Origin of the sequence: Streptomyces sp. NPDC088400 (assembly GCF_044753355.1) — a bacterium.
GTDB lineage: Bacteria > Actinomycetota > Actinomycetes > Streptomycetales > Streptomycetaceae > Streptomyces.
Genome location: NZ_JBIVMZ010000003.1, coordinates 212,026 through 226,182 on the forward strand (window position 1 = coordinate 212,026; position 14,157 = coordinate 226,182).

A 14,157-nucleotide genomic window follows, 5' to 3' on the forward strand; every position below is an offset into this window, starting at 1 on the left:
CGCATACGGTCCGCACACAGTAGCCGCGATGGCCGGTACTCCCGAGGCCATGACCACGGATTGACCAGCGGCGTGGCGGTCCTGGGCAACCGGCCGCGCCACCAACGGAGTTCATGCTCACCCTGCGTCGCACCGTGTTCCCGGGCGGCCCACTCCGGTGGTCACGAAGCTCAGTTCCCTGTGTGCTGCCACTCCTCCGTGCTGTTCGCTGCCTCTTCCTCGACCACATCGAGATAGGCGGAGGCGCGCAGCTCGATGGCGGGACGCGACACCGGCGAGACCCCTCGCAGGGCGCGACGCCGGGACCGGCGCGTGAGCAGCTCGATGGACAGGACGGTCCGCGGGGACAGCAGGAACGCGCGCGCCCTGCGCCGCGCTCTGTGCCGCAGGAGGAGGAAGAAGCCCATGGCGACAAGGAAGTTGACCGCCGTCTTGGCGGCGATGCCCGCGACCGAGTCCAGCAGCGGCGCGTCGAACAGCCCGTGCATGCCCATGGCGGTCAGCACGCAGAGTGCGGCCGGAGCGATCCGCCGGCGCACCGGCCGGGCGCCGTGGGCGAGCAGGATTCCGATGCCCGCTCCGGCGACGGCGCTCATCGCCCAGTGGGATCCCAGGCCCGTCAGTACGATCCGGGTGGTGAAGGATCGCAGCACATCGGTGCTCCCGTTCACTCCCCCGCCGCTCAGGATGGAGTTCATCGCGTACGTCCAGTTCTCCACGGCCTGGAAGCCCAGTCCGGTGAACGCGCCGAGGAAGAACCCGTCGAGCGGGCCACGGACCAGTTGCCGGGCGCCGAGGGCGATCAGCGCGACGCCGGACAGCTTGAGGAGTTCCTCGTTGAGCGGCGCGGTGAGCGCGGCGGCCCACCGGGAACCGAACTCGATGCCGTTGGTCTTCGACCAGATGCCCTGGAGACCCGTGTTGGCCACGATCGCGCAGCCGGTCGCCGCTGTGGCGCCCCAGGCGACACCGCTCCAGGCCCATGGGCGCGGCGGCGGCCGGATCGGACGTACCCGTCTCAGAACGGCCACCCCGGCCCCTACCGTGATCAGGAGCAGCACGAAGGCCAGCAGCGCGGCTCCGGGGAACACACGGACGACGGCCGCGAACTCGAAGACGATCAGCCCCGCGCCCAGGACACACAGGGCGCCGCACAACCAGCCGATCGGCCACCGTCCCCACGAGCCACGCACCGCCGCGTACGCGGAGGGGGCGACGGACCTCGTCATGGCATCCCCGGCGGAAAGGAGACACCGCGGGCCATGGCCATGGCGTCGGCCCGTACCCGCGGATCCGTTCCCGGTTTCGCCAGTACGGTGACCTCCACGGCGTAACTCCTGTCGGGCGGCAGCCAGAGGGTGGCCGTGCCGGTGCGGCCGTCCCGGGTCAGCGTTCCTGTCCGGCCCTTCGCGCCCCTGGTGCCGGCGACCGGTCGCGGACCGCCCAGGCGGCTGTCGCCGTCCGCGACGGACTGCACCCTGCGCAGGCCCGACCACAGCTCTCCGGTTTCTCCGCCGCCGGAGAGGTCGACATAGCCGGCCACCATATCGACCCCGTCGCGGGAGAGCGCGTACGCGGATTGGGGATCGCTCGCCGATTTGCTCAGTGCCCAGCCCTCCCCCACCACCCGCAGCAGGGCGATGTCGTCATCGGGGCCCAGTTCCAGCACCGCGCCGTTCCTGACCGGTTCGTGGTCGTTCAGGGTGCGGTCGATCAGCGGCCACCCCGCCGTCAGGGCGGCCATGAGGGCCAGGACGCCGAGAACCGGCGCCCGTGCAGCTCGGTTCGATCGCCGCGGCGGGCGCCAGGAGGCGACGTCGGTCATCCGCCCGCTGCCTATCCGTCGTGGCGCAGCGGAGTGATCTGGTCGATGTCGTACCGCGACCGCAGGTCGGCGATCGCGTCCGGGGCGGGCGGTTCCCCGTCCTTGAGGATGTCGAGCAGTTCTTCGAAATACCGCTCGTGGTCGGACGGCGGGGACGACTGGAAGAACATCTTGGCCGGTGTGTCCCCCCGGTTGGCGAAGGCGTGCGGGCATCCGGGCGGGACGACGATGACCGTGCCCGGAGTGGCCCGGACCACCGTGAGGCCCGACTCGGACTCCCAGTGGCGCCAGTCCTCGCTCAGGACCCGGGGTTCGAAGGCGAGGACGTCCAGCTCGCCGTCGAGGACGTAGAACAGCTCCTCGCTGTGCACATGCCGGTGGGCGCCGACATCGAAGCCCGGCGGGACGACGACCTCGAAGCTGGAGGAGACCCGCGAGTGCTCTCCGGTGACCTTGAAGGTGACCTGCTGGGCCGGGGTGCGGATGGTGGTGCCGCCGCCTGGGGGAACGATCAGCCCCTCGGTCTGTGTCAGCTGGGTCATGCGGTTGCTCCAGAGCGATGGGGTGAGGTGGTACGGCCGGACGCGCCCGGCGATTGTGCTGCCGGGCGCGCGCGGGGACATCGGATGCGGGTCACCGGGTGCCGATCACCACGATTCGGCCGGCTTTCGGGACCCCGGGCACCATGTCGCTGGTCACCGTCACCTCACCGGTTCGTTCTCGGGTACGGGATGGGAGTTCCGTCCCGCCGTTCCCACGAGCCGACGCTCCGTCGCACCGGCCTCGGCGGGCATCCCGCTCGCCGTCCAGCTGCCCAGGGCCATCTCCGCGGTGATGCCGGGGCCGAACCCGGCGATGATGCCGCGGGCGCCGTCGGCGGCCATTCCCTCGTCGAAGAGTCTGCGGACGGCGTCGAGGACGACGGCGCTGGCGATATTGCCGTACTCGGTGAGGGTGCCCCGGCTGAACCGGAAGGCCTCCGGCGGCACTTCGAGGAAGCGGCTGAGGTCGTCCAGGATGCGCGGGCCGCCGGCGTGGATGATGTAGAAGTCGAGGCCCGTGGCGTCCCAGCCGTGTTGCGCGGCGATCGTACGGAGTGCCGGGGCCAGCGGCTCCATCGTGGTGGGCACGCGCTTGTCCAGCAGGAAGTGGAAGCCGGTGGCCCGGACGCTGTAGGCGATCCAGTCGGTGGTGTCGGGCACGAGGTGCGAGCCGTTGCGCTCCAGCTGGATACCGGTGCCGCCCTGGCCCCGGACGACGGCGGCGGCGACCGCGTCCCCGAACAGGCCGTTGGACAGCAGCGACCCGACCCCGAGATCGGTCGGCTGGTAGCAGAGCGAGCAGAACTCGCACGCGACGATGAGCACATTGGATTCCGGGTACGCCCGGCAGAAGTCGTGTGCCCTGTTGATGGCCGCGCCGCCCGCCGCGCAGCCCAGCTGGGCGATCGGGAGCTGCCGGGTGTGGCTGGGGAAGCCCATGGTGTTGATCAGCCAGGCCGTCAACGACGGCATCATGAAGCCGGTGCACGAGACATAGACGATCAGGTCGATGTCCGCGGGGCGCAGCTCGGCGTGGTCGAGAGCCGTGCGGATCACGGCGGGAACTCTCGCCTTCGCCTCGGCCTCGTACAGCATGTTGCGGTCTTCGAAGCCGGGGTGCTCCAGCGTGTCCTCGATGGGCTGGACGATATGCCGCTTCGCCACGCCGGTGTTCTCGATCAGCCGCAGCGCCAGGGGCAGTTGCGGATGGTCCGCGTGCAGCGAGCGCGCGAGAGCGAGTGTGTCTTCCATGGTGATCACATGCTCGGGAACCGAGACAGCGGGTTTACACAGAGTCGCCACGGCGCGCTCTCCTTTATTTGTGTTCGCTCTGAACTGCTGCCCACACTCCTTGGTGGTCAACCTCGCCGCAACCCGAGATGTGCAGGTGAAAGGGGCAGAGGAAGGGGTTCCGGAAGTATCAACATACGATCCGATGAACCGTCAGAGACCTTCCGGGCGGCTACGGAACGTAGGGCCGACGTTGGCCGCATCGTCCGTTCAGGGGGTAGTGACGCGGCAAATCGGCACTGTCGACCGGGCGCTGGAACCCTTCCGCCGAAGTTCCCGTCAGGGGCTCGCACACGGTCCCGAACAAGTACACCGACACGGAGATGAGTGGCGTATTGATCCAGGTGGGTGACCCCTCGAACGACATGTTGACCACGGGTGGCACTTCGACGCTCCCCCTCGGCCTGAAATCGAGCGCGCTTCCGCCAGCCCCCTGCACGGCCAGGAAGAGAAGGAAACCAGCCGCCCCGTATATGCCAGGGGCTCAACCGGTCACGACGGAGAGAAAACGTGCGGACGACGACGGCTCCCGTAAGCATGGCCCGCGGGATCTCCTCCACACCACATCGATGGCTGCACAGGATTCACTCCGCACCCCACCATTCACCCCGAACCCCACTGCCCACTATCGTTCGGGGCAGACGGTATGTTTTTGCAGCGTCGGCGCCCGGTCCACGTGCTCGAACCTGAATACATGGCAAGGGTGGTTCGGCCAACCTGGCTCCGCACAAGGGGGTTTCGTGGCAATACAGAAGCGCGCCATCAGAACGCGCGCGACGATCCTGGAGGCGGCGGGCGCGGTCTTCGACGAGTACGGCTACGCGTCGACCACCCTCGCCATGGTGCTGCGGCGGGCCCAAGTCACCAAGGGCGCGCTCTACTTCCACTTCCCGTCGAAGGAGGCGCTGGCCCAGGCCGTACTGGACGAACAGGTGCAGTTGGGCACCGTTCCACCACAGGCGTGCAAATTGCAGGAGATCGTCGACATCAGCTTCGTTTTCGGCCATCGGCTCCTGAAGAGCGCGCTGCTCAGGGGAAGCGTCGGACTCACCGTGGATCAGGGGGCGCCGCCGGGGGTCGATCACAGCGGACCGTTTCGCCAGTGGCCGGAGCTTATGACCTCCTTGCTGGAACAGGCCCGGGACCAGGGTGAGTTGCTGCCCAGCGTGCGGCCGCGCGACACGGCGGAGTTGCTGGTCGGCTCGTTCACCGGAATCCAGCTGATGTCCCGGGGGCTCACCCAGCGCGCGGATCTGGGCCGCCGGATCTCCCTGATGTGGGAGCACATCCTGCCGAGCATCGCGGTCCCCGGGCTGATCCCCCGTATGAACATCGCGCCCGACCGGGGAGCGCGTGTGACCTCGGCGATGCCGCCGGTCGCCGAGGTCTGATCCGTTACCGATTGCGGTACCGATGCCGCCGGCTCCGGGGGCGGCTGAGGGGCGACCACGGGAGCGGCCGCCCTCATACGGTCCCGGCTCAGCCGATCTTCCGGGCCACCGCGCCGTACATGGCGATGTCTCGGTCGTCGATGTCTTCCTGGCCGGCGTCGGGCCGCCAGTGGTGGACCTGCGTCAGGCCGGGCTCGACCAGGTCGAGGCCGTCGAAGAACGTGCCGGCCTCGGCGTGGGTGCGCAGCTGCATGGGCATGCCACGGCGCGCGTACTCGGCGGCTACGCGGCCGACCTCCTCCGGGGCGAAGTCGGCCGTGCCTATGGTCATGGCGAGGAAGCTGCCCGCGGGCAGCGGTTCGAGGAGACGACGGACCAGGCCGTGGTCGTCGTCGTTTTCGAGGATGAAGTGCAGAATGCCGATGATCATGAGACCGACCGGCTCCCGCAGGTCCAGAAGGTCCTGGAACTGCGGGGAGTCGAGTATCGCCGCGGGGTCGCGCATGTCGGCGTCGACATAGGCGGTCCGGCCCTCGGGAGCGCTGGTCAGGAGTGCGCGCGCGTGCGCGAGGACGATCGGGTCGTTGTCGACGTACACGACGCGGGCGTCCGGGGCGACCTTCTGCACGACCTCGTGCATATTCGGCGAGGTGGGCAGTCCGGTGCCGATGTCCAGGAACTGCTTGATGCCCTCTTCCCGCACCAGGTAGTCGGCCGCCCGGTGCATGAACTCCCGGTTGGCTCGCATGTGGACCCGCAACGCGGGCCACTCCTGGATCATCGTCTCGCCGGCTTCCTGATCCACCGGGTAGTTGTCCTTGCCGCCCAGGACGTAGTCGTAGACGCGCGCCGAGTGCGCCTCCCCCGTGTTGAACCGGTCTCCTGTGTAGCGCTGCGGTGCCATCTCACTCCTCACGGGTGCGTCGTCACGTGTCACGCGGAGCGTCGCACCGGTCCCGGTCTCAGGTGAAGCCTTGGCCAGAGTCTAGGCAACTGCCGGTGTGCCTCGGACCGCTGATGGTGGTACGGACGGTCCGGGGCGCCGTACGGGACGACGGGTGTCAGCGTATGAGGCGTCCGGGGACAAGCCTCTGTGCGCGCAGTTCGCCGAGGACGAGCGCGGCGAACTCGGTGGCGCCCCGCGCCGACGTATGCGTGTTGTCGCGCTTCTCGTCGTACAGGAAGAGCGCCTTGGACGCCTCGGGGCCCAGGTGTTCGACCCGGCTCTTGGTCAGGGCGGTGAGGTCGATGAGCGGTACGGTGAGGTCCGCCGCCAGGGAACGCATCTGGGCCGGGAGATCGACGCCAAGTCCGTTGACGTTGAGGGCTGTCGCGTTGTCGAGAGTGCCGTCCGCGTTGAACCAGCGGCGGACGATGGGCGTGACGAGGACGGGCCGCCCGCCCCGGTCCCTTACCCGCTCGATCATCGCCGTGAGGTTCGCGCGGTAGTCCGCCGCCGGCGTCTGCTTGTCGTTGTGCGCGAGCTGGATGAGCACCAGGTCGCCCCGGCCCACCCGGGACTCGACCGCCGGGAAGAGGGCGGGGTTGTTCAGGAAGGACTGTGAACCCTCCCCCGAGTCCGAGTAGTTGGCGACCGAGATCCCTGCTCCGAGGTACTGCGGGAGCTGTTGCCCCCAGCCGGAGTACGGTTCGCCCTGCTGGTCGCAGACGGTCGAGTCGCCGGCCAGGAAGAGCTGGGGTGTCCGGGGCGCGGGGGTCACACGCAGGTGCGCGAGCAGGGGCGCCGAGCCCTCGAAGCGGAGATCGAGGCCGGGGCTTCCGCTCGCGCCCGTCGGCTCTCCCTCGGGCTCGCGTACGTTCACGGTGAACCCGCGTCGCACGGTCCGTCCTGCCCCGGTCGTCGTCTCGGCGAGCATCGTACGACGGGTCTCCGCCGTGATGGCGGTGCTGCCCGCCGTCGCACCGCCCAGCACGGCGGTGACGTCGTACGTCCCCGGTGCGACGTCGAAGTGGCAGACCACGGGGGCGGTTCCGGTGCAGCCGGCGGGCGCTGTCGGGCGGCCGTGCCGGAGCGTGTGCGCCTCGGCGGGCACGGCGGACAGACCCGCGACAGCGGTGAGAGCGGCCAGCAGTGCGGTACTCACACGTCTTGCACTCATACGTCTTGTACTCACACGTCTCATGGGCGAGTTCCTCCTTCCTTATTCCTTCAGCCGGTGGTCACTTCGGGATGCGGTCGCCGACGAGGGCGAGGTTCTGAATGGCGGCGAGTCCGAAGAGAGCCGTGTCGTTGGTGTTGATCCGCACGTTCTCGTAACCGGGTTCGAGGACGTCGGGGCCTTCGAGCCTCGTCTTGTCCCAGACCATGTCCGAGGTGTAGGCGTCGCTGTCGTAGAACTTCTGCCAGGCGCGCGCGGCCAGCTTGTCGTCCTTCAACTGCGCTGCGGCGTAGGCGTCCTGGCGTGAGTGTCCCTGGAAGAGCAGCAGGCTGCCGAAGTCGGAGCCGTACCGTGCCTTCTGTTCGGCCTTGGTCGCGTTGAAGTAGCGGCAGTAGTCCAGCCAGGCTTCCTTGAACTTCGGCATGTCGATGATGCCGATCAGCTCGGCGCACATCTCGACCGCGCCGAACATCGAGGAGAGATGGGAGACGTTCACGACGGGCTCGTCGGCGACGGCGAACTTCCCGGTGTCGAGGTCGTAGAGGGCCGAGCCCTGGACAAAGCCGTTGGGCTGCGCGGCGATGGTCTCCATGGTGGAGCGCAGCCGGGCCTCGGCCTTCGCGGCCTTGGGGCCCTTGCGCTCCCACTCGGTGAGCCAGGCGGCGGCGAGCCCGCTCCAGTCGGTACCGAATCCGATCGACAGGGCGTTGCGGTCGGGCTCGTAGGGCTCGGTGCGGATCTTGCGGATGGGGTCGAGGACGAGGAAGGTCTCGTCGGAGTCGACCAGTGCGTGCATCAGGTCGCCGACCCGTTCGTCCGCCGTGAGGAAGTAGTACGCGCGGCGGTAGACGGCGGTGGAGATGCGCTGCTGCTTCGCGCTGTCCGCGTAGTGCTGTACGCCGTGCCGGGTTCCGAGCCCCGCCCATTCGCCCAGGTGGTAGACGTCGACCTCGCCGGTGTGCCGGGTCATGGCCTCGGCGAAGCGGAAGATGTCGGAGCGGCCCGAGCGCAGGTAGGCGAACCAGAGCCAGAGGTCGGGTGAGAGTTCGGAGTTGTCCCAGGCGTAGCCGCCGACGTCGTACCGCCACTGGTGCCGGTCGCTGTCGTAGCTGTGCATGATGTCGCCGTAGTCCCAGAAGCCGTACCAGCGGCGCTGCTCGACCTGGTCCTTGTAGTACGTGAAGAGGAAGTCGAGGTGGTCCTCGATCTCCGCCTTGGCGGGGGTGGAGCGGTCGACGGGGGCGAACAGACCGCCGAACACCCCTGCCCGGCTGAGGGCTTCGGGGCTCGCGGCGAGCTGCGGAGGGGTGCGTACCGCTGCGGACTGGGCGACCAGGGTGTCGGCGGTGGGGGTGGCGGCGTTGGCCCAGAACATCAGCTCGCTGGTGCGCGCGATGCCGTATGGGGTGCCGAAGCCGGGCTCATGGTCCTCGTAGGTGATGTTGAGGCCTTCGAGCTGTTCGGGATAGGTGTCCTGCCCCATGCCGTCGTGGTAGAAGCGCAGATCCATCGGCTGGGCCTCGGGCGACCAGAGCCAGAGCGTGACCTCCGCCTCGTCGCCCGCCGCGCCCCGGACGTCCAGTTGGGCGGGGTGTTTCTGCCAGAAGTCGCGCAGCCCGAAGGAGAGACCCCCGCTCACCCCGCCGACGTAACCGAAGCCGGCCGCCCGGCGACCGCCGCCCGCCGCGATCCAGCCGTGGCCCGGCTTGGTCCGCTTGCGCAGGGCGAAGCCGTCGGCCGAGAGCTGGGAGAGCGTGTAGTCGCCCCAGGTGGGGATGTATTGAAGGCGTGTGGTGACCCGCTGGTCCCAGGTGGCGGGGTCGGGCAGCTTCTCGCCCTTGACCTGGGCGGTACGGACGACCGCGCCCGGGTCGCGGCGCAGCCCGGTGATGCCCTTGACCGCCTCGGTGAGGAAGCCCTTGCCGTCCCCCGCGATACGGATGTGGCGGTCGTAGGCGGCATCACGCATCGGCACGGTGAAGCGGACGCCGAGGCCGCGGATGAAGTCCCCCTTCTTCCGGCCGGGCCGCTGGTCTCCGTCGTAGGTGATGGTGTGCACCATCCGGAACGACTCGGCGTCCGCGTAGAAGTAGAGCCGGACACTGAAGGGGAGCCAACTGCGCCCGCCCCGGCGGTGTTTGCCGTCGATGCGCACCACCGCGCGCACCGGCCCGTCCTGTTCGACCTTCGCGCCGCTGATCTCTCCGTCGAACTGTTCCCATGCGGTGTGACGGTCGGCGTCGTCCAGCTCACCCTGGCGCAGGAGGACGAGCCGGCCGTCGGTGGCGATGCGTGTGCCGCCCCGGGTCACGGACTCGACGAGTCTGTCGCCGCTCTTCGCGACGACCGCCTTGACGACCCCGGTGTCGATGGTGATCTTCCGGTGGGTCTCGGTGACGGTGACCTTCTTCGTGGCGGTCGCGGGGGTGCCGGCCGCCAGTGTGAACCGTTCGGCCCCGGCGGCTCCGGCCGCCGCGGCACCGACCGCGTGGGCCGTCCACTTCAGCGAGCCGTCCGGCCAGTAGGCGGTGGGCCAGCTCTGTACGGGAACGTCCTCGCCGTCCGTGGTGGCCAGGGCGAACGTGGTGTCGGCGGCATGGGCGCCCTGGGGCCACGGCACTCCGAAGGTGCTGCCGGGCGCGGCTCCCCGGCCGTGGTCCTCAAGCCATCCGACGGTGACGGGATCATCGGCCGCGGCGGCGCGGGCACCTGCCGCGTGGGCGTCGTCCCGGCCGAGCGCCCAGCTGAACTGTGCGGCGGCGCCGGCGACGGCGGCCGCCTTGAGCAGAGATCTGCGAGGGATCGGAGACATCGACATTCCTCCCATGTGCATGACATTCGAATAGGTGGAGGTGCGTGCGCGGGGAAAGAACGCCGCCGGTGCGGCCGGGCGGATCAGTGGTCGCGGTACCGGCGCTCGACGGCCAGCGCGCCCGCGGTGACCACCCCGAGCGCGGGCGCGGCCAGCGGGGCGGCGAACCAGGCCGACGCCGCCACGACCGCGATCCCGCAGACCAGCGACAGGGATCCGGCGGGATCACGGAGCGTACGGCGGGCGGCCCCGGCCAGCAGCACCCGCCACGAGTCGCCGGGGCACCAGCGCGCGGTCGCCCGCAGTCCGGCGACCAGCAGACCGAGCATGGCCAGCACCCCGACCGTGCCGGCGAACGGACCGCCGGGCAGTCCGGCCCGTACGATGGCGAGGTCGGCCCAGAGCAGCCAGGCCGACGCCCAGCCGGCCAGTGCGACGAGCCAGCCGCGGCGGGCAGCGGCCCACAGGTCCGCGGTGAACTCCCGCCAGGTGGAGACCTCGTGGGCCAGCACCCGGCGCAGATGCGCCGCGCCCGCGGCGAACGCGGCGGGCAGCGTGAGCAGGGGCAGCGACGCCACCGCGATCCACACGCCGGTGAGCAGACACTCGGCGAAGACGGCGAACCTCCGCATGAGGACGGATTCCTGCCGGGCCTGTTCCGTACGGAATGACTCCCCCCGCCGGGTGGATTCCCCCCGGACGAACTCCTGCCCGACGGACTCCCGCCGGGCCGATCTCCACCGGGCGGAATGCCTCCCGCCCCTGGCGCCTGGCCTCGTGACCGCGCTCATGCCCCGCTCAGCCCTTCAGTCCGGACGTGGCCATACCGTCGATCAGGTAGCGCTGGAAGGCCAGGAAGAAGAGCAGGACCGGCAGCAGCGCGATGAGGGACATCGCGATCATGCCGCCGTAATTGGCGACGCCGTCCTGGTCGACGAACATCTTCAGCCCGAGCGAAACGGTGTATTTCTCCGGATCGTTGAGATAGATCAACGGGCCCATGAAGTCGTTCCAGGCATTGATGAAGGTGAAGATCGCGCTGGTGATCAGCGCGGGCCGGCACAGCGGCAGCACGATCGACCAGTAGATCCTCAGGTGTCCGCAGCCGTCCAGCCGCGCCGCCTCGTCCAGCTCCTTCGGCAGGTTCCGCATGAACTGCATCATCAGGAAGACGAAGAAGGCGTCGGTGGCCAGATACTTTCCCAGCAGCAACGGCGTGTATGTATTGATGAGTTCCAGCTTCTGGAACAGCACGTACTGCGGGATCAGCAGGACGTGGTACGGAAGCAGCAGCGTGCCGATCATGAGCGCGAAGAGCAGATTGCGCCCCGCGAACCTGATCCTGGCGAAGGCGTAGGCGGCCAGCGAACACGAGAACAGCACACCGGCCACCGAACCGAGCGCCAGCACGGTGGAGTTGACGAAGAAGGAGGAGATCGGGATGTCCGCTATGCCGTCGGCGAGTCGGCGGTAGTTCTCGGTGAGGGGAGAGGTCGGGAACAGCTCCAGGCTGCCGATGATCTCGTCGTTCGGCTTGAACGACCCTCCGATCACCCAGATCACCGGGTAGAGCACCACCGCGAGGACCGCGAGGGAGCCGACGTGCCAGGCGAGCGAACCGGCCCCGCGCCGACGGACACCGGCCAGGACTCCCCGCGCCGCAAATGTCCGCTGCGTGTCCCGTATATCCCGCGTGCTCTGCGTGCTCTGCGTACTCATCGGGCACCCTCCTCGTAGTGCACCCAGCGCTTCTGGGACCAGAACAGCACCGCCGTCACCAGACCGACCGCGAGCAGCAGCATCCAGGCCATGGCCGAGGCGAGGCCCATCCGGCTGTTCTCGAAGCCCTGGACGTAGAGGTAACAGGTGTACACAAGCGTGGCGTCGGCGGGACCGCAGCTGCCGCCCGCGCCGCCGAGGATGTAGGCCGAGCCGAAGATCTGGAAGGAGTGGACGGTCTCCAGCAGGACGTTGAAGAACAGCACCGGGGAGATCATCGGCAGGGTGATGTTCCAGAACCGCCTCAGCGGTCCCGCGCCGTCGACCTCGGCGGCCTCGTACAGCGAGCGCGGCACCTGCTTCAGCCCGGCCAGGAAGATCACCATGGGCGCCCCGAACTGCCAGACGGTGAGCGCCACCAGGCTGTAGATGATCCAGTCCGGATCACCGGTCCAGCCGCCGACGTCCGCGCCGAAGAACCGCTGTGTACGGTCGACAATGGCGTCGTCCGAGAAGATCGCCCTCCAGACGATGGCGATGGAGACGCTCGCGCCGATCAGCGACGGCGCGTAGAACGCGGCCCGGTAGAAGGCCTGCCCCCGCCGCTGCTGACTGAGCAGCAGGGCCACGCCGAGCGCGGCGGCCAGCTTGAGCGGGGTGCCGATGATCACGTACCACAGCGTCACCGACACCGAATGGCGCCAGCGCGGGTCACCGAACATCTCGGTGAAGTTCGCCGTACCGATCCACTTCGGAGCGTCGAAGAGGTTGTAGTCGGTGAACGCGAAGTAGAGCGAGGCGACCATCGGCCCCGCTGTGAGCAGCAGGAACCCGGCGATCCAGGGGGACATGAAGAGATAGCCGGCCAGGTTCTCCCGGCGGCCCCGCCCCATGGCGGGACCGCCGGGGCGGCCCTGGCCGGCCCGCGGGCCGGAGTCCTTGGACAGGTGCTCCGCCGGGGTGGTCCGGGTGGGTACCACCGTGGCTCCCATCAGGAGCCGAGGGCCGTCTTCGACTCGGTGAAGAACTGCTTCACCGCGTCGTCCACGGACCGCTTGCCCAGGGCCATTTCCTCGGCGAGGCGCAGGAAGGCCGCCTCCGCGACGTCGGCCCCCGCCGGGTGCGGGGTGATCGGCTCCAGCACTCCGGTGTCGACGAGTTGCTTCTCGTACGCGGCGATCCCCTTGTTGACCTCGTCGGTCGGCTGGAACGCCTCGTACTGCTCGGTCGTCGTGGGTACTCCCCGGTCGTAGCCCATGATCCTGGCGACCTCGGGGTCATGCACCATGAAGTCGATGAACTGCGCGACTTCCTTGGGGTGTTCGGTGCGCTTGGAGCCGCTCAGCATCAGCGAACCGAGGTACTGGCCCGTCCTCCTGCCGTCGGTGGTGGGGATCGGCGCGAGGCCGTAGCCGCTCTTCCCCTCGGCGCTGTAGCGAAGGGCGAAGTTGTCCCAGTTGAACTCGCAGCCGGCGACCTCGGCGGCCACCGCCAGCTTGGGCCTGATCTGGGCGACCTTCTTGGGGTCGGTGTAGACGCCGGACGTGACCCCGGCCTGCGCCTTGTTCCACCACCGCGTGAGATCGCCCTCGGTGAATCCGAGACCCTCCTTGGTGAAGAAGGCCTTGCCGTGCTGGCGCAGATAGAGGTCGTAGACGTACATGACCCCGTAGAGTCCGCTGTCACCGGCCCGGCCCTCGGTGTCCCGGATCGTGCGCATCGCGGCGTCGAAGTCGTCCCACGTCCAGCCCGGTTTCGGGGAGATGCCCGCTCTCTCGAACACCTTCTCGTCGATGACCAGGGCCATGGAGTTGCTGCCGACGGGGACGCCGAGCAGCTTGCCGTCGACCTCGCCGAATTTCTCCAGACCGGCCCGGAAGTTCTCCATGCCGAGGTTTCCCGCCTTCACCTGCTGGTTCAGGTCGAGCAGGACGTTCCTCGCGTCGTACTTGCGCAGGAAGCCGATCGCGTTCTGGAACACATCGGGCGGATTGCCGCCCGACGCCTGGGTGTTGAACTTCTTCCAGAAGTCGAGGTAGGGCTGGAAGTCCGTCTTGACCTTGATCTTCGGATACTTCTTCTCGAAGAGCGCGATCGTCCGGTTGATCCTCTTCGCGCGGTCGTCGGACCCCCACCACGCGTACCGGATCGTCACACTGCCGTCGCCCGATCCACTGCCCGTTCCGCACCCTGCGGCCGTCAGACCGAGAGCGGCCACTGAGCCGCCCGCGATCTTGAGCAGGCCGCGCCGGTCAACTCTCCCGGTCGTAGGCACAGTTGGCCCTCCCGTTGCATATTGAATCGTTTTAGGTAAGCGCTTTCCGCTAGAAGGTAAGGACCCCCCGGGGAGTACGTCAACGGTTCGGACGACATCCGTCGAAGCGCTTCGCATCGAACGCCCGGCAACGCCCCGCGGCTTCTGTGTGAAGCATTGACGAAACATCAACGCGGTCTTAGC

Annotated in this window: 12 protein-coding genes; 1 reads left to right on the forward strand and 11 read right to left on the reverse strand. The window is 68.6% G+C overall.

The features are described from left to right. Window positions 1-170: 170 nt before the first annotated feature. From ACIQD6_RS09040 to ACIQD6_RS09055, 4 genes are all read right to left on the reverse strand, one after another. On the reverse strand, window positions 171-1,229 hold the full coding sequence (locus tag ACIQD6_RS09040) for a PrsW family intramembrane metalloprotease (RefSeq protein WP_401880025.1): 1,059 nt from the start codon (window positions 1,227-1,229) through the stop codon (window positions 171-173). Next, the gene (locus ACIQD6_RS09045; protein ID WP_401880027.1) at window positions 1,226-1,744 is read right to left on the reverse strand and encodes a hypothetical protein; all 519 of its coding nucleotides are present in this window, start codon (window positions 1,742-1,744) and stop codon (window positions 1,226-1,228) included. The genes ACIQD6_RS09040 and ACIQD6_RS09045 overlap by 4 nt, the downstream gene beginning before the upstream one ends. Before the next feature lie 92 nt (window positions 1,745-1,836). Continuing rightward, the gene (locus tag ACIQD6_RS09050) at window positions 1,837-2,367 is read right to left on the reverse strand and encodes a cupin domain-containing protein (protein ID WP_401880029.1); all 531 of its coding nucleotides are present in this window, start codon (window positions 2,365-2,367) and stop codon (window positions 1,837-1,839) included. A 159-nt stretch (window positions 2,368-2,526) separates the two neighbouring features. After that, a complete protein-coding gene (locus tag ACIQD6_RS09055) occupies window positions 2,527-3,729 on the reverse strand; it encodes a type III polyketide synthase (RefSeq protein ID WP_401880030.1) in 1,203 nt (400 codons plus the stop codon). Between the two features lie 668 nt (window positions 3,730-4,397). Here ACIQD6_RS09055 and ACIQD6_RS09060 point away from each other — a divergent pair. After that, window positions 4,398-5,048: a ScbR family autoregulator-binding transcription factor gene (locus ACIQD6_RS09060; RefSeq protein ID WP_401880032.1), complete on the forward strand. Its 651-nt coding sequence runs from the start codon at window positions 4,398-4,400 to the stop codon at window positions 5,046-5,048. A gap of 88 nt (window positions 5,049-5,136) precedes the next feature. Here the strand turns inward: ACIQD6_RS09060 and ACIQD6_RS09065 are convergent, their stop codons facing one another. The 7 genes from ACIQD6_RS09065 to ACIQD6_RS09095 all read right to left on the reverse strand — a co-directional run bounded on the left by ACIQD6_RS09065 (window position 5,137) and on the right by ACIQD6_RS09095 (window position 13,974). Then, complete coding sequence (locus ACIQD6_RS09065; RefSeq protein ID WP_401880034.1) at window positions 5,137-5,952, reverse strand: SAM-dependent methyltransferase; 816 nt, start codon at window positions 5,950-5,952, stop codon at window positions 5,137-5,139. A 157-nt stretch (window positions 5,953-6,109) separates the two neighbouring features. Beyond that, on the reverse strand, window positions 6,110-7,168 hold the full coding sequence (locus ACIQD6_RS09070) for a rhamnogalacturonan acetylesterase (RefSeq protein WP_401880035.1): 1,059 nt from the start codon (window positions 7,166-7,168) through the stop codon (window positions 6,110-6,112). A 61-nt stretch (window positions 7,169-7,229) separates the two neighbouring features. After that, window positions 7,230-9,980, reverse strand: a complete 2,751-nt coding sequence (locus ACIQD6_RS09075; RefSeq protein ID WP_401880037.1) for a Tat pathway signal sequence domain protein — start codon at window positions 9,978-9,980, stop codon at window positions 7,230-7,232. A gap of 83 nt (window positions 9,981-10,063) precedes the next feature. Then, window positions 10,064-10,612, reverse strand: a complete 549-nt coding sequence (locus ACIQD6_RS09080; RefSeq protein ID WP_401880039.1) for a hypothetical protein — start codon at window positions 10,610-10,612, stop codon at window positions 10,064-10,066. Window positions 10,613-10,778: 166 nt separating this feature from the next. Next, entirely contained in the window at window positions 10,779-11,699 is a 921-nt protein-coding gene (locus ACIQD6_RS09085) for a carbohydrate ABC transporter permease (protein ID WP_401880040.1), read from the reverse strand. Further along, entirely contained in the window at window positions 11,696-12,691 is a 996-nt protein-coding gene (locus tag ACIQD6_RS09090) for a carbohydrate ABC transporter permease (RefSeq protein WP_401880042.1), read from the reverse strand. The genes ACIQD6_RS09085 and ACIQD6_RS09090 overlap by 4 nt, the downstream gene beginning before the upstream one ends. Continuing rightward, window positions 12,691-13,974, reverse strand: coding sequence for an ABC transporter substrate-binding protein (locus ACIQD6_RS09095; protein ID WP_401880044.1), 1,284 nt, complete (start codon window positions 13,972-13,974; stop codon window positions 12,691-12,693). Before ACIQD6_RS09095 ends, ACIQD6_RS09090 begins: the two co-directional genes overlap by 1 nt. Window positions 13,975-14,157 lie beyond the last annotated feature (183 nt).